Genomic DNA, 22691 nt, shown 5'->3' with positions numbered 1-22691 from the left:
CGAGCGGCTCAATCCCCCGTCGGCACATCCACCACCTTCCAACTGTCATCCGGATCGAAGCGTTTCATCTCCTTGGCCAGCTTGTCACCGTGCGGCCCGAGGTCTTTCTCGAACACCTCGCCGTCATGGCTGATCATGAAGCTCATCACCCCGGTGTCATCGTACCTGGCCGGCCAGGCAACCATGGCGAAGCCACGGCTCATCTGGTTGCCGATCAGGTAACTGTAGGCACCGCCAGGGGCGGATGGGCCCTGTGCATCGAGGATACGAAAGTGGTAGCCATACCAGTCGTCGCCAACCCGGTCCTGGCCGAACAGCGGGCCCAGCGGGCTGACCTGGTCATCGCCATCGTCGTCCCAGTACAGCCCGTCATGCTTGCCGGGCTCGCTGAATATCTTCTGCGCGTATTCCAGCGCACCGTTGCCGTTGTGGTCCTGGGTGGCGTACTCCATTTGCGCATCGTGATAGGCCAGCATCGACTGCATGGCACCCAGCTCGTTGCGGCCAATACGCCGCGCGCGGATTTCGGCGCTGCCGGCCTTGAGGTCGAAACGCCAACCCTGGTCGCCTTTGGTCAACGGAATAGGCAACGTCCAGTGATCACTGCCCACCGCGAGGATGGCCTTGTTTGCCCCCGACAGGTTGATGTTGTGCTGCGCGCGATATTGCGCAAGGAACGTGTCCACATCACTGCGTTGCACACCACCGCGCGGTATGTAGGCACGCCAGTCATCACCCAGCAACCGGGCCAGGCGGGCTTCATCAGGTTTCTCCTCGCCCAGCGCCGCAACAAAGGATTCCACGGCCTTCTCCGGTGTCGGGAAGGCTTCCTGCGCAGCGGCCAGGGATGACCATGTCATACCGGCTGCGATTACCAGTGCCGCTATCGTTTGACGGTTCATCGACGGCCACCTCCCCCGCGGCGTGCGGGCGCACTGGGCCGGGAAATCTGGTGCCCGGCGGCACGTGATGCGCTCGGGCGCTGGGCAAACGACTGGCTGGTGCGGCCACGGCTTGCCTGCGCGCTGGTGCGCGAGGGTGAACGGACGCCGTCGAAGGCATTGTTACGCGCGCGGCCAGCGGTATTGGAAGGCCGATTTTGTGCCAGCTGCCGCCCCTGGCCTTCGCCCTGCCTGCGCTGGTTCACCTGGCTGTTCTGCTGGCGAGCCTGGGTGTTGCGGGTTTCCTGTCGACGGTCGGTTGCCCTGGGGTTGTCGCTACGAGGCTGCATGCGGTTGCCGACCGAATTGCCTGCCTGCGCCTCGCGCATCTGCTGGCGTGCCTGGCGGTTGCTGGTGGCCGGACGTTCGATGCCGGCCCGGTCCATCGACGCCCGGGCCTTGTCCCGCGCCTGGGCGCGTTGGGCGTCGTCACCGCGGAAGGCAGTACGCTGGGTGGCACCGTCCAGCTGGCGACCGTACTGCTGGCGGCTGCGAGAGTCGCGGTACGGCACGCCGTCGCGGTTGGCGGCGTTGTGCTGCCATTTGTTCTGGTTGTTGGTGATGCGGTTGTTGGCGTTGATGTTGTTGTAGCGGTTGACGTCGATGTCGATGTCGTTGTTGCCCCAGTCACAGTCGCCCCACAGCGAGGCTACAATCGCCACGCCGGTACCGAAGGCCAGGCCCGCCACCAGTGCAGAACCAGGGTAATACATGGGCGGTGGCGGGTAATACACCGGCGGCGAGGCCGGGTAGGCCCAGGTGCCGTAGCTGGTGGTCGGGTTGTAGCTGGGCACGTACACCACTTGCGGGTCGGCTGGCTCGATGATGATGGTGGTGGGCGGGCTACTGGCGGTAACCACCTGGGTACTGCTACCGCTGGAGGCCGGTGCCGGGGCGGTCTGCACGGTCACGTTCTGGTACTGGTTGCTCTGCAGGTTGCCGGCGGCCTGGGCCTGGTGGCGCAGGCGCTGCACGCCGCCCATGACATCGTCGGGCTGCGCAAGGAAGGCGTCACCCAGGCGCTGTACCCAGACCGGGTCTTGCCCCAGGGTCGCCAGTACCTGCGGGAAGGCCACCAGCGCCTGTACACTCGGGTCCCAGGGCTGGTTCGCCACCTTCTTGACGGCATCGTCGCCGGTGGCCTTGGGGTTGGCCTTGGACCAGGTCACAGCTTCGCTCACCTGCCCCGGGTAAGTGGAGGCCATCAATACCTGTGCCAGCAGCGCATCGGGGTACAGCGCGATGGGTGCCAGCATCTGATCCAGTTGCTCCTGGGTGAACACCGGGTCCTTGGCCGCGACCGTGTCGGTTTGTGGTGCCGGGTCGGGGGCCGGTACATCCTCTGCCAGCACCAGGCCGGGCGTGGCACTCAGATACAGGATCACCGACAGGACCGCTGACAATGGCATGCGCATCGCATCTCTCCGTGAGATCAGGCCGCGTGGGTTAAGGGTAGCAATGGCGCTGCTTTTGGCCAGATACGGGGGCGCGAACTTTTCGCGCTCTAAGGGTGGGGTGGTTGCTGCTTTTGAATCTATATCAGGGCTGGGTTGAGATCTGTAATTGACTGTACCGGCCCTTTCGCGGGCACGCCCGCTCCCACAGGTACTCCACAATGTTCGAACCTGTGGTGACCCTGTGGGAGCGGGCGTGCCCGCGAAGAGGCCGGCGCATGCACGAGACCGTATCCAAAAAAGGAGCCCACCCTGATGAACACGCCCCGCCTCATCGCCGTGATCATGCTGGCCGTGCTCTGCACCTCGGCCTGGGCGGCCACCGACCGCGCCGAACGGCGCCGCGAGGCCCGCGATGTGCGGCAGGAAACCCGCCAGGACGCGCGGCAGACCAAACAGGACTGCCGCCACGCCGACCAGCAAAGCAACGCCGGCTGCCGGCAGGACAAACGCCATACCAAGCAGCAAGGCCGTGAGCGCGCCCGCGACATAAAATACTGAGCGGGCAGTGCTCAACCGCCCAAGGCGATGATCGCCACGATCAGTGACGCCCCGACTACCGCCAGAACCACGCCGGTCAACAGGGTACGGCCACCGGAATAGCGTGCCAGCAGCCAGCCCGCAAGAAAAAGCATGGCCAGGGCGACCAGGTTCGATACACGGATGGCCGTACCGGTGGTCTCGATCAGCAGGAACGGAATGACCATCGGGAAAGTTGCCAGTACCACCAGCAGGAAAGTGGCCAGGGCAGCCTTGAAATCATCCAGCCCCAGGCGTGCCGGCAGCGGGCGGCCAGCATCACGCAGCATGCGCCCGCGCAGCATCTCCAGCCCGTCTTCATCCAGTGCCAGGCCGATGCGCTCTGGCAGCGTATCGGCAATCAGCCTGCGCCCCTGGGTGATATCACCGGCTTGCAGGCGAGCCAGCAAGGTCCGGCTGCGGGTACGTTCGGTCCAGGTACGCAGCAGGTAGATGACGGCATCGGCCAGGCCCCAGGCCAGGTTGCAGCCGAGCGCGGCAATCAGCATCAGCCGCGCGTCTTCGCGCCCTGCCGTGGCCACGCTCAGCGAGCCGATGAAGGTCATCGCCATCAACAGGCCGAAGATGACTTCGGTGATCCGGTCGATCGGTTCCAGCACACCCCATTTTCGCGGTTGCTCGTCTTGCCCCATCGCACCCTCCCAGGAACCATCGATAGTCACTATCGAGAATGGCAATTTCTGCCGAACGACATGGCCGAATAACCTAGCTCCATCGACTCGCCGCCCACCACACCGGCCCCTGGAGCTACCTGATGAACACCTTGGCCCGCCTGCTGTCCGCCACCCTTGCCGTCATTGCCATCGCCATCACCAGCGGCTGTGCCAGCCACCCCGAACTGCGTCCCTACACCGCCGAAGAAACCCGTCAACTGCAACTGGAAGCCTTGCAACGCCGTGGCCTGTCGCTGGACGACTACGAGCAGCAACGGCGGGTAATCCAGCGTGCCGGCAACCTGCCCGTGGTGACCGAAGCTGCAGACGCCGACCGTTCGACCAAAGGCTGAATGGGCTAGCCGGCGGTTCCCTCACGTTACCTGCACAGGTATGCTTTACCGCTCAACCGCAAGCCTTCCAGGACGGAGACCATGACCAGGCCCCTTCTGTTGCTGAGTGCTGCACTGCTGTTCAGCCCCATGCTGCTGGCCCAACAGATCAAACGCGAACTGGGCGACTTCGACTTTACACTCGGCACCACCCCCTCACGCAGTATGGCCCAGGGGCTGATATCGCCCAGCGCCATCGGTGCGTTCCACGGTGGCCTCGACTTCAGCCACCCCAGCGGCTGGTACCTTGGCCAGTACGCCCCGAGCATGGGCGTGACGCCCGACTCCACCCTGCGGCTGGACAGTTATCTGGGCTACAAGCACCGGTTCGACACTAGCCTGGGCTACGAGGTGGGGTTGATCCATTATAGTCAGCCAAACATTGCGGGCCCCGACAGCTATGCCCTGTACGGCGGTGTTTCGGTGCTGGGCAGCCGTTTCGGTGGAGCGCTGCGCGACAATCCCGACAACCGCACCGCCACGCTGTTCGCCGACTTCGGCCAACTGCCGCTGTTTGATGTCGACCTGAGCGTGAAGCTCGCCCATCACCGCCTGGGTACGCCATTCACCATTGGTGATGGCAGCGAGGTGAATGCCTTTTCCGATTGGTCGCTGGAACTTTCCCGGCCTTGGCTCGGCATCGACCTGAACCTGGTCTACAGCAACTCAAACCTCAGTGGTGGCGGGTGTGATGCGTATTCGGGCATCAACACCTATTGCGACAGCATGGTCACGCTCAAGGCGCAACGCCGTTTCTTTTAACGGCGCGGCGCCAGCGCCAGGGCGATACCGCCCAGCACCACCACGCAGGCCACCAGCAAGCGCAACGACAATGGCTCGCCGATCAGGCCAACCCCGCCCAACGCCGCGATCACCGGGACGCTGAGCTGCATGGTCGCCGCCTGCTGCGCGCTGACTTGCCTGACCACGCCGTACCACACGGCATAGCCAGCACCGGACGCCAGCACACCAGAACCCAGCGCATACAGCACGCCGAGCGGGCTCAGGTGCAAGCCGGCGCCCAGTAACAGCATCGGCGCCAGCAGCACCAGGCACGGCAGGCTCCGGGTGAAATTGCCGGCAGTGTCGGCCAGCGGCCTGGGTGAACCTTTGCCCAGCAGCGTGTAAACGCCCCAGGCCACGCCAGACAGGGCCATCAGCAAGGCACTGGCAAAAGGTGGCGCCGCAGTACCGGGCAACAGCAGCACCAGCAGGCCGACGAAGGCGATCAGCATGCCCAGCAGCATCCGCGCGGTGATTTGTTCGCCTTTGTACCAGGCGAAGCCGAACATGGTGATCTGCACCGCGCCGAACAGCAGCAACGCACCCGCGCCTGCGCCCAGTTGCAGATATGCCGCAGAAAACAGGAATGCGTAGAGGAACAGGGCCAAGCCGCCGCGCCAGCTCCCCCCCATGGCAAGCGCGGGTTTGCGCAGGCGGATCAACAGCAGCAGGAACAGTGCACCACTGGCCAGGCGCACCACGGTGAAGGATGCCGGGTCGATGGCCCCATCCTTCAGCGCGAGCCGGCAGAATACCGAGTTGGCAGCGAAGGCCACCAGGCTGAAAAGTGCGGGCCAGACCCAGGCCCAGGCCTTGGGGTCGGCAAGCGTGGTGGTGCCGGTGCTCATGGTGTGGTCACCTTTGAGGTCAATTGTTGTTATAGCGGCCATGCTGGTTGGGCCAGCACCGATATACAACATAGTGTTTATCTGCCGCCACCACCGAATCGCCCGGACCTATACAGCCGCCACTGCCTCGATCTCCACCAGCATGCCGTCCAGCGCCAACCGGGGTACCGGTATCAGCGTGCAGGTCGGTTTCATGCTGCGGCCCCAGGCCCTGTCAGCCTCGGCTACCCATTCATGCAGTCGCGTTTCGGAATGCTCGACGATCAGCAGGGTCAGCTTGAACACCTGGGCCAGGCTGGCGCCTTTCGACGCCAGGGCAATCTCAAGGTTGGCCAGTGCCTGGCGTGCCTGCTCGGCGAACAGCGGCGACAGCTGCCCGTTGCGGTCTTCCCCGCCCTGGCCGGCGATGAACAACAGGCGGCTGTCGGCATGAACCTCGGCGACATGAGAGTAGGCATTACCGCTGGGGTCGTACAGGCCTTCGGGGTTGCTCAGCTGGAACGCGGTTGAATGGCTCACGGTAAACCCTCGATCAGTTGGAAGAGGGACGGAGTATCGAACCTTGAGTTAACTCGAGGTCAAGCATGCATCGTAAAACGGGCTTGTCTGCGTAGGACGTTTCGCACAGCGCACTGGCTTGCGTGAACCACGCGTTTGTATGCGCGGTGGCTGCCAGGCGCTAGATTGCGAGGCCCGGCATGGAGGCCTGCACGTACCAAGGATAAAGCGATGAGCAAATATGATTTTCAGCTGGCTTATACCATCAAGCCCAAAACCGCACGAGATGAAGACGATGCGGCAAAGGCGCGCCTGCACCTGCGCGAAAAAATTGGCCTGGACACCGTCGAACACATTGAAACCACCTTGCTCGGGGTGATCACTCTCAGCAGCACCACGCTCGCAGACCGCAGGCGCGATGCCGAAAAGCTGCTTCACGATTACATCCATGAAGCGCTCAAGCATCTGTGTGTGCTGTCGACCGTGAAGTTCTATGGTTGCCTGATAGTGGACGGGCTGGGGTCAGCCATTCGCTTCGATATCCTGCCCAAGTGAACATCGACGGCCTCAGGCGCCCCCGCGCCTGAGGCCGTTCGCCATCATTTTTCCTGCAGTACCGCCCTGCCCTTCACCGCCCGAGGCCCGCGCCAGGCCCAGAACAGCAAACCGGGGAACGGTGCGTAGACCACGAAGACGATCCACAGCATCTTGCGCTCGGCGCGCCGGTCACTGCCGATGATGTGCCAGATGGCCCAGATTTCCAGCAGGATCACAAAGGCCGCGACGATGATCCAGATCGTTCCGATTTCCATGAGCGCTCTCCCATTTGGCATGTAATGGGTTGGGTTGCAGAGGCTGCCGAGGGTTCAGATTGATTTGGCTGGCGGCATGGCACCGCGGTCCTTGTAGGAGCGGCCTTGTGTCGCGATGGGCTGCGCAGCGGCCCCAGGATTTTTGCCCTACAAAGGACCGCAGGGGGCTGCTATGCAGCCCATCGCGACACAAGGCCGCTCCTACAGGGAGCAGTGACAGCTCTCAATGCCGTGGTGCAGTCTCCAACGCCGCCTTCAACGCCGGCGCATCGGCAAATGCCCGCTGGCTCACCAGCTTGCCCTGCTCCAGTTGCAACCACTGCACCTGGCCATCCTGCCCTGGATAACGGCTGGCCACGCGCCCGTCGCGGTCGAGCAAAACGCGGTAGTTGTAATCGCGCATGGCGGGGATGGCGAACAGCTTGCTGATCAGCGCCGGCATGCGCTGGATGTCGGCAACGAACACCGCATCGCGCGCCTCCAGGTAACCCTTGGGCTGTTCGGCCAACGCCGCCTTCACCAGCTTGGCACCGTCCATGTCGCGTGCCACCAGCAGGATGTGCGTGCCGGCGGCGAGGCTATAGGCCTGGTCGTACTGGTCGAGCAGCGTCCACGGGGCGAGCTTGTCGCCCTGCTCCAGGGCATTGGCCAGCAATGGCATCAGGCAAAGCAACAGGGCAGCGGCGTACTTCATCAAGGTATCCTCAGTGACAGGAGCATCAGCATAGCGGCAACGGGCCAAGCCAGACAGGTTGCCTGAACACGACCTGGAATACGACACGGCCACCCGGGAGATTGTCTTTCCCCCGGCCACCCGCCACACTCTCAAGGCCAGCCAGGAAGCGGAGTCCAGAGTGCCCACGCCACGCCAGTTCAGCAAGAAGACCAGTACCAGCAACATGCTGCGGCTGAAGTCCACCAGCGCCAATGCCCAAGCCCCCTATCGGGTCGATTTCGTATTGCTCGAACACTTCTCCATGGCCAGCTTCACCGTGGCCATGGACGTGCTGGTCACGGCCAACCTGCTGCGCGCCGACAGCTTTCAATTCACCCCGCTGTCGCTTGCAGGCGACCGCGTGCTCAGCGACCTGGGGTTGGAGTTGGTGGCTACCGAGTTATCCGCCGAGGCCCTGAAGGAGTTGGACCTGCTGGTGATCTGTGGCGGCCTGCGCACGCCATTGAAGTACCCCGAGCTTGACCGCCTGCTGGGCGATTGTGCGGCCCACGGCATGGCCTTGGGCGGGTTGTGGAACGGCGCGTGGTTCCTCGGCCGCGCCGGGGTGCTGGACGACTATGGCTGCAGTATCCACCCTGAGCAGCGCGCCAGCCTGTCCGAGCGCAGCCCGCAGACGCGGATCACCCCGGCCAGCTTCACTCTCGACCGCGACCGCCTCAGCGCTGCCAGCCCCAATGGTGCCATGGAGCTGATGCTCGGCCTGGTGCGCCGGCTGTATGGCGACGGCTTGGCCGAAGGCGTCGAGGAGATCCTGTCGTTCTCCGGTGCCCGCTATCGCCAGGTCGGTCCTGGCGCGAAGAAATCCATGAGTTTGCACCTGCGCACCATCGTCGAGCTGATGGAGAACAACCTCGAGGAAACCCTCAGCCTCGACCAGTTGGCCGCCTACAGCGGGCGCTCGCGCCGACAGATCGACCGCCTGTTCCAGGCCCAGTTGGGTACTTCGCCGCGGCGTTACTACATGGAGTTGCGCGTCACCAAAAGCCGCCGCCTACTGCAGTATTCCGACCTGTCGGTGATGGAAGTGGCAGTGGCCTGCGGGTTTGTTTCGGTGTCGCACTTCAGCAAATGCTATGCGGCTTACTTTGGCTACCCGCCGTCGCGTGAGCAGCGGTTGGGCGAGTGAGCAGGGGAAAATGGCAGGAATGTGTGGCCTGGCGAGGCCTCTTCGCGGGCGCGCCCGCTCCCACAGGATCACCACAGCATCCACGCGCGATCCCGGCGAGAGCGGGCTCACAAACCCAAGCGCAACGCCTCCCCCACCCCCGCCCCACGCAAATCGTCCACCGCGCTGACCAGAGCAAAGTTGTAGGCCCCATGCGACCAGTACCGCGCCTCCAGCTGCCCGTCCACGCGCTGCCCGTCCGGCATGCGCCGATAATGATCACCTGGTGAGCGCAGGAACAGGCTGATGCGCTGGCCCTTGCCATCCTCGAACACCAGCAATGCCGCCGGCCCCTGCTCGTTGCTTAGCAGGCGCGCGCCCACCGGTTTGAAGCCGTAGCCCGCCAGGTCCGGCAAGTGGCCAACGCGGCTGAAGTGGCGCCCCAGCCAGTCGCGCAACTGGCCTGGGTCGCTGGCCTGGATATCCAACGCCTGGCTACCGGCAAACAAGCGGTGCGCCTGGACGGCATCGGCCATCGGCAGCTCGGCACGCGCCAAGGTCGCATCGCGCACCTGCCAACCTCCCAGGCCACCTATGCCAAACGCCAGCAGCAGCACCGCCGCCGTAGCCCAGCGGCGCTGGCGGCGTTGGCGCACTTGCCTGCGCAACTGCCCCAGGTCCAGCTGCGCCGGCACTTCGCCAAACCCGGCCAGCGCCGTACGCAGGCGGCGGGCGTCGGCACGCCAACCCTCGACCTTGGCCGCAGCCTGCGGGTTGGCCGCCAGCCAGGCTTGAACCTCGGCCCGGCGCGCAGGCTCCAGGCGCTCGTCGACATAAGCGTGCAGTTCGTCTTCGCTGGGGATCAGGCGCGTCATTTCAGTCTCCGCAAGGCCGGGGGCTGGGGGCTGCCCTCGGTCAGTTCGCGCAAGGCATTGCGGGCGCGCGACAGGCGCGACATCACAGTGCCGATAGGGATGCCCAGGGCCTGGGCGGCCTCCTTGTAGCTCAAACCTTCAATGCTGACCAGCAGCAACAACGCACGCTGTTCTGCCGTGAGCCGGGCGAAAGCCTGCAGGTCGGCCTGGGCCAGGACAATGGCCTCGAGGTTGCCACCAACCGGCTCGTCATCGCGCTCGCCGCGGCCGAACCAGGACAGCCATCGCGCGTGCAGGCGCTCGCGGCGCTTTCCATCGAGGAACAGCCGATAAAGGATGGTGAACAGCCAGGCCCGCAGGGCATCGGCATCACGTTGCTGGTCGCGCCGGCTCAAGGCCCGCTCGACCGTGGCCTGTACCAGGTCGTCGGCGCTGCCCGGCTCGCGGGTCAGCCACACGGCAAAGCGGCGCAGGCGGGCCAGCAGCTCGCGCCACTGGTGGTCGTCCAGATCATGCATGGCAAGGTCCCGGCCTCTGGGGTTGTCAGTGTAAGAGGCAGACGCCTGCGAGGAAAATCTATTCCCGGCAAGGGAATAAGTTTTTCCCTGCGCCGTCGTACCGGCACCTTCACTGAACCGGACAATGACCATGAACTCACCCCTGCACGGCCCGGCCAAGGCCCTGCGCCTGGCCGCCATCGGCGTCGTGATGCTGGGCGCGGGCGCCGCCTTTGCCTATGCCGCCGGCTGGGTTGGCGATACCCGCCTGACCCCACAACGCATCATCGACACCTTCGAAGCCCAGGCCGGGCATTACCCGGGTTACCGTAAGAACCACGCCAAGGGCCTGTGCGTCAGCGGCTACTTCCAGCCCAGCGGGCAGGCCGTCAGCCTGTCCACGGCGCGGGCGTTCAGCCAGCCGCGGGTGCCAGTGATCGGCCGCTTCGCCATCGGCGGCGCCAACCCGTTCGCGCCGGATACCGGCATACCGGTGCGCAGCCTGGCCATCGAGTTGAGCACCGACGACGGGCAAGTCTGGCGTACCGGCATGAACAACCCGCCGGTGCTGGCGGTAAGCACGCCACAAGCCTTCTATGAACAGGTACTGGCGGGGGCACCCGACCCGGCCACCGGCAAACCGGACCCGGGCAAACTGCAGGCGTTTTTCGCCGCCCACCCGGAAAGCGCGGCGTTTCGCCAATGGGCGGCGGGGTACAAGCCCAGCAACAGCTTCGCCAGCACGCAGTACCACAGCATCAACGCCTTCCGCCTGATCGACACAAGCGGCGCGTCCCACCCCGTGCGTTGGCAACTGGAGCCGCAGACAGCGTTTGCCGCCCTGCCTGCCCAAGTCGATGACAAACAGTTCCTGCAGCACGACCTGCAGCAACGGCTGGCCCAGGGCCCGCTGCGCTGGACGCTGCGCCTGGTACTGGCGGAACCCGGCGATGCAGTGGACGACCCTGCCAGCCCGTGGCCTGCCGACCGGCGCAGCGTGGACGCCGGCACGCTGGTACTGGAACAGGTCGACGGCCCCGAGCAAGGGGCCTGCCGCGACATCAACTTCGACCCGCTGATTCTACCCCGGGGCATCCAGGCCTCTGCCGACCCGATTCTCGCCGCCCGTTCAGCCGCCTACTCGGAATCCTTCAACCGCCGCAGCCGCGAATCGCTCGACACCGGAGCCCACCCATGAAAACCGACGCCTTCCACCCCCTCGCCCGCCTGTTGCACTGGCTGATGGCCGTGCTGATCCTGGCCATGTTGTTCATCGGTGTGAGCATGGTCGCCGACCTGTCGCCGCGCCACCCCGTGCTGATCGGGTTGCACAAGGCAACCGGCCTGGCCCTGCTGGTGCTGGTGCTGCTGCGCATCGCCGTTCGCCTGGCCCTGCCCCACCCAGCCCTGCCGCGCGACCTGCCTGCACTGCAACGCTGGGCCGCCGGGGCTTCGCACCTGGTGCTCTACGGACTGATGCTTGCCATGCCGCTGCTGGGCTGGGCCATGCTTTCGGCCGGTGGCTACCCCCGCCCCTTGGGCTTGCCGGCCATTGCCCCCCATGACCTGCAACTGTATGCAGTGCTGCGCCAGGCCCATGGCTGGGCTGGCTACTTGCTGTTCGCCACGGTGCTGGTGCATGTGGGTGCGGCCTTGATGCACGCGTGGGTGCGCCGCGATGGCGTGTTGCGTAGCATGTGGCCTGGCCCGCTGCGCCGCAGCCAATGACGCTCGGCAGCCCAGGGGCTCGACACCGATAACGATTCCCAACAAGATCGGCTTTCTATTTGCCGTACCGCCCTGGACTGCCCTATGAATGTCGCAAAGGATCCTGCCACACTCGCACCCGCCAGTACCCTGGACTTGCGCCCCCTGCTGCTGGCCAACATGGCCTGCACCATGTCGATGATGGCCTTCGTCGCCCTGATCGGCCCGATCGCCCGCCAGCTCGGCATGGCCACCTGGCAAGCCGGTGCCGCCGTGACCGTGGCGGGCGTGGTCTGGGTGCTGCTGGCCCGGCCTTGGGGGCGCGCCGCAGACCGTCTGGGCCGTCGGCGCATCCTGCTGCTGGGCAGCGCCGGCTTCACCCTGGCCTACTGGCTGCTGTGCCTGTTCGTAGAAGGTGCGCTGCGCTGGCTACCGGGGGCGACCCTGGCCTTCATCGGCCTGATGGTCGCGCGCGGCTGTATCGGCGCCTTCTATGCTGCCATCCCGGTGGGCTGCAATGCGCTGATCGCCGACCATGTCGAACCGCAACGCCGGGCCCGGGCCATGGCCTCGCTGGGGGCGGCCAACGCCGTCGGCCTGGTGGTGGGGCCGGCGCTGGCAGCGCTGCTGGCGCGGCATAGCCTGAGCCTGCCGTTCCATATCATGTCGCTGCTGCCGGCCAGTGCCTTTCTGGTCCTGCTGTTCACCCTGAAGCCGCAGGCGCTGCCGCACAGCCATGCTCCCAGCCCGGTGCGCCTGAACGACCCACGCCTGCGCCGGCCTTTGCTGGTGGCGTTCAGCGCCATGCTCAGCGTCACGGTATCGCAGATCATCGTCGGTTTCTTTGCCCTCGACCGCCTGCATTTGGGCCCTGCCGAGGCTGCCCAGGCTGCCGGCATCGCCCTGACCACGGTAGGCGTTGCACTGATCCTGGCGCAGATGCTGCTGCGCCAGCTGGAATGGCCGCCGTTGAAGATGATCCGGGTCGGCGCCACGGTTTCGGCCCTGGGCTTTGCCTGCGGCTCGCTGGCCACCACGGCGCCATGGCTTTGGGCTTGCTACTTTGTCGCGGCGGCGGGCATGGGCTTTGTCTTCCCGGCGTTTTCGGCGCTGGCGGCCAATGCCATGCACGCCTCCGAGCAAGGCGCCACGGCCGGGTCCATCGGTGCTGCCCAGGGCATGGGCGCAGTGATCGGGCCGCTGGCCGGCACCTTGGTTTATGCCGTCGATCCACGCTTGCCATTCCTGGCGGTGGCGGCGCTGTTGCTGCTGGTGGGGTCATGGCCGATGCCCCGCGATCAGCGGGCCTGACAAGCACAGCGCGCAAGCGCGCAGAGTGTGTTTTAATGCGCATCGCTCATTATTATTGACACCTCTGATTACAAGGCGGCTATGGACACGGGGACGCGACTCAAACTGGTGCGTGAACGCAACAACCTCTCCCAACGGGAACTGGCCCGCCGCAGCGGGCTGACCAATTCGACGATCTCGCAGATCGAGCAGAATCGCGTCAGCCCTTCGGTCAGCTCCCTGAAAAAACTGCTCGAAGGCATTCCGATGAGCCTGGCGGAGTTCTTCAGCTTCGACGAGCCGGTGCGCGAAGAGCGCTATGTGTTCCGTGGCGGCGAGCAGCCAGATCTGGGCCGCAACGGCCTGCGCATGCTGCTGGTTGGCGCCAGTGTCGAAGGCCGGCAGATGCGCATGCTGCGTGAACTGTATGCACCGGGTGCCGATTCGGGCGAGCCGATCGTGCATGCCGAGGGTGAGGAGTGTGGCCTGGTCACACGCGGCACCGTCGAGTTGTGGGTCGATGGCCAGGTAAGCGTGCTCAACTCGGGCGACGGTTACTACATCCCCACTACCCTGCCGCACAGTTTCAAGAACATCGGCCCGGACGAGGCCGAAATCATCAGCGCCAACACCCCGGCGAACTTCTGACTGCTTTATGCATGGAGATGGCACCGGCTTTGCCGGTGTTCGCGGCTGAAGCCGCTCCCACAGGAAACGCGCCAACCCTGTGGGAGAGGCGCCTTCAGGTAAGGCTGTCGACACCCTGACGCAGGGCCTCTTCGACAAAGTCCAGGCGGTCCTGCCCGAAGAACATCTCGTCACCGACAAAACAGGTCGGCGCGCCGAACACCCCGCGCTCCACTGCAGCTTCGGTCGCGTGCCTGAGCGCGGCCTTCACCTCGTCATCACCCGCCAGCGCGCGAAATGCCTGCGGGTCGAAGCCGCCCTGGCTCAGCGTGTCGTCGAGGACGGCGTTGTCGCCCAGGTTGCGGCGCTGCGCAAACAGACCATTGAACAGCACCGCCAGCAACGCATCGAACCGCTCCGGCGAACGCAGCTGGGTGCCCATTGCCCCGCGCATCAGGGTCAAGGTATTGACCGGGAACCCCGGCGGCAACCCGAACGGTACCCCGTAGCGCTCGGCGAAGCGCGCCAGGTCGGTGAACATGTAACGACCCTTGGCCGGGATCATCACCGGCGAAGCATTACCGGTAGCCTGCAAACCCCACCCAGCAGCATCGGCCGGTAACGTAACGTGGCACCCTGGCGGGCACACAGCCCAGGCAGTTGAGTCCAGGCCAGATAGCTGGCCGGGCTGCCCAGATCGAAAAAGAAGTCGACAGTCTTGTGCATGGTTACGGTCCTTGCTCGGTGAAAGGGGCTTACCAACGTTCCATCCAGGGGCGCAGGTCCAGCTCGAAGGTCCAGGCGTCGCGGGGCTGGGCATGCAGGAACCAGTAGCTGTCGGCGATGTGGGCCGGATCTAGGATGCCATCCTGGCCCTTGAGGGCGTAGCGCTCGGGGAATGTGTCACGGATGAAGGCGGTGTCGATGGCCCCGTCAACCACCACGTGGGCGACATGGATGTTCCGCGGCCCCAGCTCGCGCGCCATGCTCTGGGCCAGGGCGCGCAAGGCATGCTTGGCCCCGGCGAATGCCGCAAAGCCCGCCGCGCCACGAGTGCCAGCGGTGGCGCCGGTGAACAGGATGGTGCCACGCTCGCGCTGGACCATGCGCCGGGCCACCGCCTGGGCGGTGAGGAAACCGGCAAAACAGGCCATCTCCCAGATCTTGAAGTATTTGCGTGGGGTTTCCTCAAGAATGCTACAGGGCACATTGGCACCGATATTGAACACAAACGCTTCGATCGGGCCGATATCACGCTCGATGGTTTCGACCAGCGCCGCCACCTCCTCCTCCTTGCGCGCATCGGAGCCAAACCCGTGGGCCTGGCCGCCGGCAGCGCGGATTTCGTCCAGCAGCGGCTGCAACTTGTCAGCCTGGCGCCGGATAACACAGGCAATGTAGCCCTCGCGGGCAAAGCGCTTGGCGATCTCGCCGCCGGTAGCATCCCCCGCGCCAATCACGAGCACCACTTTTTGTTGTTCTGTCATGCCTGCCTCCATTGGTGAATGGTCGTTTAGTAAACGAACGCTATGTTATGATCGCCGCCACCGTCAAGCTCGCCTGCAGAGGCAACTGAATGCGCTACACCAACGAACACAAGCAGCAAACCCGCGAGCGGCTGCTGGCCAGCAGCGGCGCGCTGGCCAAACGCGGGGGTTTTTCCAGCACTGGCGTAGCCGGGCTGATGAAGGCGATCGGCCTGACCGGCGGAGCCTTCTACAACCACTTCCCGTCCAAGGACGACCTGTTCACCGAGGTAGTGCGGCAGGAATTGTGCAACAGCCCGCTGGCGCGCCTGGCAAACCAGGGCGCCAGTCGCGAACGCCTGGGCCGTTGCCTGCAGCAGTACCTGAGCCTGGCCCACCTGCACAATGCCGAAGGTGGCTGCCCGCTGCCGCCATTGGGGGTGGAGATTGCCCGGGCCGAAGCACCGGTGCGTGCAGTGGCCGAGCATTGGCTGGTGGAGCTGCACCAGGCCTGGAGCGCGACCCTGGAAGACAGCGAATTGGCCTGGGTGCTGATCAGCCAGTGCGTCGGTGCCTTGCTGGTCGGGCGCATGCTGGCCACGGAAAGCGTGCAGTCGCAGGTACTGGAGGCCAGCCGCCACTTTGTCGAGAAGGCCCTGCATGAAGCGGATTAGTCTACTGCTGGGGCTACTGCTGAGCTTGCCTGCACTCGCCGAACAGGCCTGCCCGCCAGGGCAATACCAGGTGTGCCTGATGGGATGTTTCTGTGCGCCCATCGACCCCGGCCAGGCCGGGCAGATTTTCAAGGACGTGGAAGTACTGGCTTCGTCCAGCCTGACCTACGCCTTGCAGCAGGCCCGCGACGAAGCCACCGCCAGCGGCGTCGAGCCGATCCCGTTGCATATCCGTGCGCAACTCGAACCTTGGTACGACTTTGCCGTGCTCGACGCGGCGCGCTTCCGGGTGGGTGACGAACAGCAGATGAGCGCGGCCAATGCGCTGCTGCAGAACCCCGATGTGAACGCCGTGACACTGATCGACACGATCATCTTCCGCCGCCCCGCCGATGCCGAGGACAACGTGGCGTTGTGGGCACATGAGCTCAAGCATGTGCAGCAGTATCAGCAGCTGGGTGTAGAAGAGTTCGCCCGGCGCTACACGCGCAACTACGACGACCTGGAAGCGCCGGCCTACAAGATCGAGGCCGAGGTAGGCAAGGCGCTGCGCGAGCGTGGTTCAGGGCAGGCCAGATAATTCCTGGTCATTGCGCGGTCGCCGTGTAGGAGCGGCCTTGTGTCGCGAAAGGGCTGCGCAGCAGCCCCTCGATTTCAGCTTGGAGCAAATATTGCCGGGGCCGCTTTGCGGCCCTTTCGCGACACAAGGCCGCTCCTACATGGCGACCGCATCAGTGGCCAAACCAGGTGTCAGGACGCCGCCGAAGCTTCTTCAGCCACCTGCTCACGGCTGGCATAACGTTGCGCCAGCACTGCACAGACCATCAGCTGAATCTGGTGGAACAGCATCAGCGGCAGGATCATCGCGCCAATGCCACTGCCGACGAACAGCACCTGCGCCATCGGCACCCCGGTAGCCAGGCTCTTCTTCGAACCGGCGAACAGGATGGTAATGCGGTCCTCCAGGTCAAAGCCCAGCAACTTGCCGAGCAGCCGTGTACCGTACAGCACCACTGCCAGCAAAATCCCGCACACGGCAAACAACCCGGCCAGGTGCTGCGGCGATACCGTGTGCCACAGCCCGGTGACCACCGCCTCGCTGAACGCGGTGTAGACCACCAGCAGGATCGAACCCTGGTCCACCACCTTGAGCCAGCGCGCATTGCGCTTGACCCAGGCACCGATCCAGCGCCGGGCGACCTGCCCGGCCACGAACGGCACCAGCAGCTGCAGGGTGATCTTCAGCACCGCATCCAGACCAGAACCAGTATCACCGCTGGCCCCCAGCAACATCATTACCAGCAACGGCGTGAGGAAGATACCCAGCAGGCTGGATGCCGCCGCACTGCAAATGGCCGCCGGAACGTTACCACGCGCCAGCGAAGTGAAGGCGATGGCCGACTGCACGGTAGCCGGCAAGGCACACAGGTAGAGCACGCCCAGGTAAAGTTCGTTGCCCACCAGCGGCACGAACAGTGGCTTGAACGCCAGGCCCAGCAGCGGGAACAGCACGAAGGTGCAGGAGAACACCAGCAAGTGCAGGCGCCAGTGCCCCGCTCCGGCAATGATCGCCTCGCGCGACAGCTTGGCGCCGTGCAGGAAGAACAGCAGGCCGATGGCCAGGTTGGTCAGCCAACCAAAATACACTGCGCCGTCGCCCGAGCAAGGCAGCACGGTGGCAATCAGTACCACCCCGAGCAAGGCCAGGGTGAAATTGTCGAATAACATGCGCAAATACTTCATCACAGTTTCCGTCTTGTCATTGTGCAAGGGCAGACGATAAGGTCTTCGGTTTTTCGCCGCTAACGCCGGAACCCCCACCGGTGTCGCTCAACGGACACGCTCCAGCACAGGACCCGCTCATGCCCCTCTCCCGCCTGGCTGCACTTGCAGCCGCCATCACTCTCACCCTGGGCTACAGTGCCGCCCAGGCCGACGACCAGTTGCAGGCCAAGGTCGACCAGATCATCCGCCCGCTGATGCAGGAGCAAGGCATCACCGGCATGGCCGTGGCCATCTATGCTCGCAACCACGCGCACTACTTCAGCTATGGCGTGGCCAGCAAGGCAGACAGTGTGCCGGTCAGCCGCGACACGCTGTTCGAGATCGGCTCGCTGAGCAAGACCTACACCGCCACTTTGGCCGCACTGGCCAGTGCCGAAGGCAAACTGGACCTCGATGCCCCGGCCAAGCGCTATCACCCTGCCCTCGCCGGCTCCCCCATCGGCGACGCAAGCGTGCTGGAACTGGGCGCCTATAGTGCCGACTGCCTGCCGTTGCAGTTCCCGGATGCGGTGCAGACGCCGCCGCAGGTGGTCGATTTCTTCCGTCACTGGCAACCCCGCGCCAAACCCGGCACCCAGCGCTGCTACTCGAACCCCAGCCTGGGCTTGTTCGGTGACCTGGCCGCCCGAGCGCAGCATCAGCCGTTTTCCACGCTGATGAGCGAGGGCCTGCTGAAACAGATGGGCCTGGAAAACACCTATCTGCAGGTCCCGGCCAGCGCCCAGGGGTTGTATGCCCAGGGCTACGACAGTGCCGACAAGCCGGTGCGTGTCGGCCCCGGCCCTTACGCCGACGAAGCCTACGGCATCAAGACCAGCGCCAGCGACCTGCTGCGCTATGTGCGCCTGCACATGCAGCCGGAGGGGCTGCCACCGGCGCTGGCACAAGCCACGGCCATCACCCAGCGGGGCTACTTCCAGGTCGGCGCCATGACCCAGGGCCTGGGCTGGGAGCGTTACCCCTACCCGGTCACGCTGGCCACACTGATCGATGGCAACGGCCCGCAGCTAATCCGTGAACCGCAGGCAACCACACGCTTGCAACCAGCCCTGCCGCCGCTGCCGGCAGCCTGGTACAACAAGACCGGCTCGACCAATGGCTTCGGCGCCTACGCCGCGTTCGTGCCCGCCGAACAACTGGCCGTGGTGTTGCTGGCCAACCGAAACTACCCGAACGAAGCCCGGGTGCGCGCAGCCTTCGACATTCTCTCCGGGCTGTAGTGCGGGCAGCGATTGTCGAACAAAACGACACAATGTAGTGAGAAAAAATATTCACTACAAAATGGTTGACGCCGTTCATCGCCCTTGGGCATGATGAAGCCGTCTCCCTGATCGGGAGCGGTGGCAAGGGTGTTCCAGACGGCCTGCGCGGTAACGCAGGCCGTCCGTGGAGAGGGAAACTGTCCAAAAGGCAGCGTGAGAAAGCCCCTGTTGCGATGCTGCTGTAGCAGCCTTGGTAGTGCGCTACACCGTGGTAGCGCCAACTGTGAAAAATCACCTACGAATGGGTAATGGGGGCTTTATGATGAACTTGAACAACAATCCGACTATCGACCAATTGGCCCAGCTGTTCGCCGTACGCAAGGACAGCCTTGACGACCATCTGCTGTGGGTAAGCCAGACCGGTGAAGTGCGCCTCGACCGCCTGCCACCGAACACCGTCGAAGATGAATTCGAAGAGCACCTGCCCAGCATGCGTGCCCGCTTCAAGGTCTACCGCCGTGGCCAAGGCTACGTCGGCAAGAAGGCCGCCGCCGATACCGAGTTCGTCGGCCGCGTCCTGCAGACCCTGCAACAAGAATGGCCCGCTGCCCGTGAGCAGCAGGCAGTCAAGGTGATCGAACCGCTCAACTGAGGGTTCCCACCCTTACCTGAGCCCGGCCCGCATAGGCCGGGCTTTTTCATGCCTGGCGCCGCTGGCTGCGGTGCTCTGGCAGCGGCAAGGCGCCGGTTGCCATCGCGCGGGCACGGTCGACACCCCACACCAGGGCGCGAGTCATGGTCTCGCCTGGGCGTGCGGGGTAATACTCCTCCAGCAACGCTCGCCCATCACCGGCGTACAACCCCAAAAACAGTTGGGTCGCCCCCAGGCGCGACAGGCGCACCTGCACGTCCAGCGTGGTGCCGTCACTGAGTGCTTCGTCGTGGCAGCGGCTGTGCAGCTGTGCGTCGGCCCATTGCCAATAGGTCTCTTCCCTGACTCGCATGAGCATTCAATCCTCCGTTGCTGGAATGCCGCGCAAGAAAACCACAGCCTTGGCCATCCTGCGAGTGCTACCCGGCAATGCCATGAGGCGGATCAAGAAATGGCAATAAAAACCCCGCCATTCGGCGGGGTTGTGCTGGAGCGGGATCACTTCTTGAGCGGAACCCGCGGCATGAAGCGGCCTTTTTTGCTGCGCTGCAGATGTGCAGGCTGGAGCTGTTCGGAATCATCCAGCGTCATGTGGGCGAAGCCCAGGCGAAATGCCGCCTGGCCGCAACGCACCTGGCTGTTGATGGGGAACGCGTCGTTCAGGTCTTCGAAAAAGGATTCGCTCATGCCCTGTCTCCCTCCAGTGGCGGACGCGTCGGCAACCAGAACAGTTGCTCTACCAAACGCGACCTGTGAAAGTGAGACTAGCTGGTCATTTGCGGACCGCCCAGACCGAAGCCTTGGACCCGACCAGCGGCAGACGCTCTACTTCAGGCGCACCGCTGTACCGGTAGCAAATACCACGACCATGCCGCCCTGTACCGACGGCATGCTGATCTCGAAATCCACACCCACTACCGCATCGGCTTGCAACTGGCGTGCCCGCGCCTTCAGTTCTTCGGTGGCCTGCTCCCGGGCTTGGCGCAGCGCGCTTTCCAGGGTTTGCGAACGCCCGCCGAAGAAGTCGCGAAAACGTGCAAAGAAATCGCGCACGAAATTGATGCCCTGCACCGATTCGGAGCTGACCACACCCAGGTATTCGGCAATCGGGCGGCCTTCGAGCTGGCTGGTGGTGGAAATGATCATGGGTGCGCTCCATTGGCCGGCAAAAGAGACCGATTCTAACAGAGCGCAAATCCACTCGCAGATATGCCGTCATTGTGGGAGCGGGCGTGCCCGCGAAGCAGGCACCGCGGTGGTTGGCACGGGCTTCGCCCGTGTTCGCGGGCAGGCCCGCTCCCACAGGGATTGCGCTGGCTTGCGATTTTCAGTCGGGCAGTGGTTGAAGGATCAACTACGCGCTGACCGCGCGCAGCCGTTGGCCAATGCGGGCGCCAAACACGTTCACCAGCAACCCGGCCATCACCAGCAATGCGCCCCAGCCCTGGGTCGCGGTCAGACGCTCGCTCAGCAACAACGCCGACGAACTCAGGCCAATCACAGGCACCAGCAGCGAGAACGGCGCCACCTTGCCGGCCGGGTGGCGCGACAGCAACTTGCTCCACAGGCTGTAGCCGAGCATGGTGGCGACAAACGCCAGGTAAGCCAGGGCCAATACCGAACTCCAGCTGATATTGGCAATGGCGTGGCCGATGCGCTCCGGCCCCTCCAGCCACCAGGACAACGCAAGGAACGGCAGTGGCGGGATCAGCCCGCCCCAGATAACCAGCGCCACCAGGTCAACCGAGCCAAAGCGCCGGGTGATGATGTTGCCCATGCCCCACATGGCGCCGGCACACAGGGTCAGTACCAGCGCCAACATCGGTACATGGCCGCCGTCTTCGCTGCCGATAAGCGCCAGGCCGCTGGCGGCCACCAGCAGCCCCAGTACGCTGGCCAGGCGCAGCCGCTCGCCGAGGAACAACGCGGCGAAGCCGAGGGTGAAGAACGCCTGCGATTGCAGGATCAGCGAGGCCAGCCCTGGCGGCATGCCGCTGTACATGGCCTGGAACAGGAAAGCGAACTGGCCCAACGAAATGGTCGCGCCGTAGGCGACCAGCCAGCGCCAGGGCAACTTCGGCCGCTTGACCAGCAAGATCGCCGGGAATGCCACCAGCAAGAAGCGCAATGCCCCCAGCAACATCGGCGGCAAGCCATCGAGGCCAACCTTGATGACCACGAAGTTGACTCCCCAGGCGACAATCACCACCAGGGCGATGAGCAGATCCTTGAGTGGCATTGCGACATCCTTCTTCAAGCTTTCTAGACATATTTCGTTACAGCATAAGGCTATTCCTTTGACAGGGACCAGCACAGTTGCGGCCCAGAGGTGCGCAACAGTGACTGTTATCGTGCAAGGGTTGCCGAGGTGATTGGCGGAGCGTCAGCTCCGGTATCCAGGTGCGACCTTTTCCAGCATCCGCAACAGTGCCGCCCATGCCAGCTGCAACGCATCCGGATCCGCCAGTTCGCCCTGTTTCAACCCTCGTCCAGGCTCATTGAACTGCCGCTCGGTATGCGCGCACACTTCGGCCGGCGGCAAAATCACCTGCCCAGCACTCTGTGCCACCAACTGGATCTCGCACGCCTTCTCCAGGTAGTACATGCGCAGGAATGCTTCGGCCACGCTGCGCCCGGTGGTCAGCAGGCCATGGTTGCGCAGGATCATCACCGGCTTGTCGCCTAGGTCGGCTACCAACCTTCGCTGCTCATCCATGTCCAGCGCAATCCCTTCATAGGCGTGGTATGCCACCTGGCCATAAAACTCCATGGACATCTGGTTGAGCGGCAGCAGCCCACATTCCAGCGCAGCCACCGCACAACCTGCCCGGGTGTGGGTGTGCAGCACACAACGGGCATCCTCGCGGGCAGCATGGATGGCGCTGTGGATGACGAAACCGGCCGGGTTGACCGGGTGCGGCGTCGCTTCCACTGGCCGGCCTTGCAGGTCGATCTTCACCAGGCTGGAGGCCGTGATCTCATCGAACAGCAAGCCGTACGGATTGATCAGGAAGTGGTGCTCCGGCCCCGGCAGGCGCAGGGAAATATGGGTGAATATCAGGTCGCTCATGCGGAAGTGGGCGATCAGCCGATAGCAGGCGGCCAGCTCCTGGCGCAGGCTTTGTTCCGTTGTGGTCATCATCGTTATACCTTT

Annotated in this window: 29 protein-coding genes and 1 pseudogene; 13 read left to right on the top strand and 17 right to left on the bottom strand. The window is 64.4% G+C overall.

All coding sequences use genetic code 11. The annotated features are described in order from the left end of the window. Nucleotides 1-8: 8 nt before the first annotated feature. Both AC2T3R_RS12045 and AC2T3R_RS12040 read right to left on the bottom strand, forming a co-directional pair. Nucleotides 9-902, bottom strand: a complete 894-nt coding sequence (locus AC2T3R_RS12045) for a DUF2950 domain-containing protein (RefSeq protein ID WP_486745162.1) — start codon at nt 900-902, stop codon at nt 9-11. Next, nucleotides 899-2356: a DUF3300 domain-containing protein gene (locus AC2T3R_RS12040; RefSeq protein WP_486745161.1), complete on the bottom strand. Its 1458-nt coding sequence runs from the start codon at nt 2354-2356 to the stop codon at nt 899-901. Before AC2T3R_RS12040 ends, AC2T3R_RS12045 begins: the two co-directional genes overlap by 4 nt. Before the next feature lie 294 nt (nt 2357-2650). Here AC2T3R_RS12040 and AC2T3R_RS12035 point away from each other — a divergent pair, with 294 nt between their 5' ends. Next, nucleotides 2651-2896 carry a hypothetical protein gene (locus AC2T3R_RS12035; RefSeq protein WP_025338909.1) on the top strand — a complete coding sequence of 82 codons (246 nt, stop codon included), beginning with the start codon at nt 2651-2653 and terminating at the stop codon, nt 2894-2896. A gap of 11 nt (nt 2897-2907) precedes the next feature. Here AC2T3R_RS12035 and AC2T3R_RS12030 read toward each other — a convergent pair whose 3' ends face one another. Next, nucleotides 2908-3567: a VIT1/CCC1 transporter family protein gene (locus AC2T3R_RS12030; RefSeq protein ID WP_191472784.1), complete on the bottom strand. Its 660-nt coding sequence runs from the start codon at nt 3565-3567 to the stop codon at nt 2908-2910. Nucleotides 3568-3689: 122 nt separating this feature from the next. Between AC2T3R_RS12030 and AC2T3R_RS12025 the strand changes: the two genes are divergently transcribed. Both AC2T3R_RS12025 and AC2T3R_RS12020 read left to right on the top strand, forming a co-directional pair. Then, nucleotides 3690-3941: a hypothetical protein gene (locus AC2T3R_RS12025; RefSeq protein ID WP_015270196.1), complete on the top strand. Its 252-nt coding sequence runs from the start codon at nt 3690-3692 to the stop codon at nt 3939-3941. An 81-nt stretch (nt 3942-4022) separates the two neighbouring features. After that, entirely contained in the window at nt 4023-4742 is a 720-nt protein-coding gene (locus tag AC2T3R_RS12020; protein WP_054573121.1) for a TorF family putative porin, read from the top strand. On the opposite strand, the gene AC2T3R_RS12015 is transcribed toward AC2T3R_RS12020, so the two are convergent. Continuing rightward, the gene (locus tag AC2T3R_RS12015) at nt 4739-5611 is read right to left on the bottom strand and encodes a DMT family transporter (protein ID WP_486745160.1); all 873 of its coding nucleotides are present in this window, start codon (nt 5609-5611) and stop codon (nt 4739-4741) included. The genes AC2T3R_RS12020 and AC2T3R_RS12015 overlap by 4 nt on opposite strands. 108 nt (nt 5612-5719) lie before the next feature. Next, a complete protein-coding gene (locus AC2T3R_RS12010; RefSeq protein WP_054573119.1) occupies nt 5720-6130 on the bottom strand; it encodes a RidA family protein in 411 nt (136 codons plus the stop codon). Between the two features lie 210 nt (nt 6131-6340). Between AC2T3R_RS12010 and AC2T3R_RS12005 the strand changes: the two genes are divergently transcribed. Next, a complete protein-coding gene (locus tag AC2T3R_RS12005) occupies nt 6341-6664 on the top strand; it encodes a hypothetical protein (protein ID WP_486745159.1) in 324 nt (107 codons plus the stop codon). A 44-nt stretch (nt 6665-6708) separates the two neighbouring features. On the opposite strand, the gene AC2T3R_RS12000 is transcribed toward AC2T3R_RS12005, so the two are convergent. Continuing rightward, nucleotides 6709-6921 carry a PLDc N-terminal domain-containing protein gene (locus AC2T3R_RS12000; protein ID WP_013972488.1) on the bottom strand — a complete coding sequence of 71 codons (213 nt, stop codon included), beginning with the start codon at nt 6919-6921 and terminating at the stop codon, nt 6709-6711. A 223-nt stretch (nt 6922-7144) separates the two neighbouring features. Next, a complete protein-coding gene (locus AC2T3R_RS11995) occupies nt 7145-7615 on the bottom strand; it encodes a hypothetical protein (RefSeq protein ID WP_054573118.1) in 471 nt (156 codons plus the stop codon). A 160-nt stretch (nt 7616-7775) separates the two neighbouring features. On the opposite strand from AC2T3R_RS11995, the gene AC2T3R_RS11990 reads away from it, so the two are divergent. After that, nucleotides 7776-8783 (top strand): GlxA family transcriptional regulator, encoded by a 1008-nt coding sequence (locus tag AC2T3R_RS11990; protein WP_236222474.1) that lies wholly within the window; start codon nt 7776-7778, stop codon nt 8781-8783. Nucleotides 8784-8890: 107 nt separating this feature from the next. Here AC2T3R_RS11990 and AC2T3R_RS11985 read toward each other — a convergent pair whose 3' ends face one another. Together AC2T3R_RS11985 and AC2T3R_RS11980 are read right to left on the bottom strand one after the other, a co-directional pair. Continuing rightward, a complete protein-coding gene (locus AC2T3R_RS11985; protein WP_247847651.1) occupies nt 8891-9637 on the bottom strand; it encodes an anti-sigma factor family protein in 747 nt (248 codons plus the stop codon). Beyond that, nucleotides 9634-10155: a sigma-70 family RNA polymerase sigma factor gene (locus tag AC2T3R_RS11980; protein ID WP_013972484.1), complete on the bottom strand. Its 522-nt coding sequence runs from the start codon at nt 10153-10155 to the stop codon at nt 9634-9636. The genes AC2T3R_RS11985 and AC2T3R_RS11980 overlap by 4 nt, the downstream gene beginning before the upstream one ends. A gap of 124 nt (nt 10156-10279) precedes the next feature. Between AC2T3R_RS11980 and AC2T3R_RS11975 the strand changes: the two genes are divergently transcribed. From AC2T3R_RS11975 to AC2T3R_RS11960, 4 genes are all read left to right on the top strand, one after another. Next, the gene (locus tag AC2T3R_RS11975) at nt 10280-11332 is read left to right on the top strand and encodes a catalase family peroxidase (protein WP_486745158.1); all 1053 of its coding nucleotides are present in this window, start codon (nt 10280-10282) and stop codon (nt 11330-11332) included. Beyond that, the gene (locus tag AC2T3R_RS11970; RefSeq protein ID WP_015270187.1) at nt 11329-11862 is read left to right on the top strand and encodes a cytochrome b; all 534 of its coding nucleotides are present in this window, start codon (nt 11329-11331) and stop codon (nt 11860-11862) included. Before AC2T3R_RS11975 ends, AC2T3R_RS11970 begins: the two co-directional genes overlap by 4 nt. Nucleotides 11863-11946: 84 nt before the next feature. Continuing rightward, nucleotides 11947-13152 (top strand): MFS transporter, encoded by a 1206-nt coding sequence (locus tag AC2T3R_RS11965; RefSeq protein ID WP_041506054.1) that lies wholly within the window; start codon nt 11947-11949, stop codon nt 13150-13152. Between the two features lie 81 nt (nt 13153-13233). After that, nucleotides 13234-13779 (top strand): cupin domain-containing protein, encoded by a 546-nt coding sequence (locus tag AC2T3R_RS11960; RefSeq protein ID WP_003248033.1) that lies wholly within the window; start codon nt 13234-13236, stop codon nt 13777-13779. A 94-nt stretch (nt 13780-13873) separates the two neighbouring features. Here the strand turns inward: AC2T3R_RS11960 and AC2T3R_RS11955 are convergent. Further along, nucleotides 13874-14484, bottom strand: a pseudogene (locus AC2T3R_RS11955) (2-hydroxychromene-2-carboxylate isomerase). A 29-nt stretch (nt 14485-14513) separates the two neighbouring features. Continuing rightward, nucleotides 14514-15245, bottom strand: a complete 732-nt coding sequence (locus AC2T3R_RS11950) for an SDR family oxidoreductase (protein ID WP_486745157.1) — start codon at nt 15243-15245, stop codon at nt 14514-14516. Nucleotides 15246-15334: 89 nt separating this feature from the next. Here AC2T3R_RS11950 and AC2T3R_RS11945 point away from each other — a divergent pair, with 89 nt between their 5' ends. After that, nucleotides 15335-15898 carry a TetR/AcrR family transcriptional regulator gene (locus AC2T3R_RS11945; RefSeq protein ID WP_410952834.1) on the top strand — a complete coding sequence of 188 codons (564 nt, stop codon included), beginning with the start codon at nt 15335-15337 and terminating at the stop codon, nt 15896-15898. After that, a complete protein-coding gene (locus tag AC2T3R_RS11940; RefSeq protein ID WP_043935589.1) occupies nt 15885-16478 on the top strand; it encodes an eCIS core domain-containing protein in 594 nt (197 codons plus the stop codon). The genes AC2T3R_RS11945 and AC2T3R_RS11940 overlap by 14 nt, the downstream gene beginning before the upstream one ends. 170 nt (nt 16479-16648) lie before the next feature. Here AC2T3R_RS11940 and AC2T3R_RS11935 read toward each other — a convergent pair whose 3' ends face one another. After that, complete coding sequence (locus tag AC2T3R_RS11935) at nt 16649-17641, bottom strand: bile acid:sodium symporter family protein (protein WP_015270181.1); 993 nt, start codon at nt 17639-17641, stop codon at nt 16649-16651. 119 nt (nt 17642-17760) lie between these two features. Here AC2T3R_RS11935 and ampC point away from each other — a divergent pair, with 119 nt between their 5' ends. Both ampC and AC2T3R_RS11925 read left to right on the top strand, forming a co-directional pair. Then, nucleotides 17761-18903, top strand: coding sequence for a class C beta-lactamase (gene ampC, locus AC2T3R_RS11930; protein ID WP_486745156.1), 1143 nt, complete (start codon nt 17761-17763; stop codon nt 18901-18903). A 301-nt stretch (nt 18904-19204) separates the two neighbouring features. Next, nucleotides 19205-19537 carry a hypothetical protein gene (locus AC2T3R_RS11925; protein WP_003253895.1) on the top strand — a complete coding sequence of 111 codons (333 nt, stop codon included), beginning with the start codon at nt 19205-19207 and terminating at the stop codon, nt 19535-19537. A 46-nt stretch (nt 19538-19583) separates the two neighbouring features. On the opposite strand, the gene AC2T3R_RS11920 is transcribed toward AC2T3R_RS11925, so the two are convergent. From AC2T3R_RS11920 to AC2T3R_RS11900, 5 genes are all read right to left on the bottom strand, one after another. Further along, nucleotides 19584-19895, bottom strand: a complete 312-nt coding sequence (locus AC2T3R_RS11920) for a hypothetical protein (protein ID WP_085704872.1) — start codon at nt 19893-19895, stop codon at nt 19584-19586. Nucleotides 19896-20035: 140 nt separating this feature from the next. Next, nucleotides 20036-20224 (bottom strand): hypothetical protein, encoded by a 189-nt coding sequence (locus tag AC2T3R_RS11915; protein WP_003253897.1) that lies wholly within the window; start codon nt 20222-20224, stop codon nt 20036-20038. Nucleotides 20225-20362: 138 nt separating this feature from the next. Then, a complete protein-coding gene (locus AC2T3R_RS11910; protein WP_015270179.1) occupies nt 20363-20683 on the bottom strand; it encodes a YbjQ family protein in 321 nt (106 codons plus the stop codon). Nucleotides 20684-20891: 208 nt separating this feature from the next. Continuing rightward, entirely contained in the window at nt 20892-21776 is an 885-nt protein-coding gene (locus AC2T3R_RS11905) for an EamA family transporter (protein WP_486745155.1), read from the bottom strand. Nucleotides 21777-21920: 144 nt separating this feature from the next. After that, entirely contained in the window at nt 21921-22676 is a 756-nt protein-coding gene (locus AC2T3R_RS11900) for a class II aldolase/adducin family protein (RefSeq protein WP_486745281.1), read from the bottom strand. Between the last annotated feature and the right edge of the window lie 15 nt (nt 22677-22691).

Source organism: Pseudomonas sp. PVC-5-1 (genome assembly GCF_057444345.1).
The sequence above is the reverse complement of the archived record's forward strand: the minus strand, read 5'-3'. Positions and strand labels throughout refer to the sequence as shown.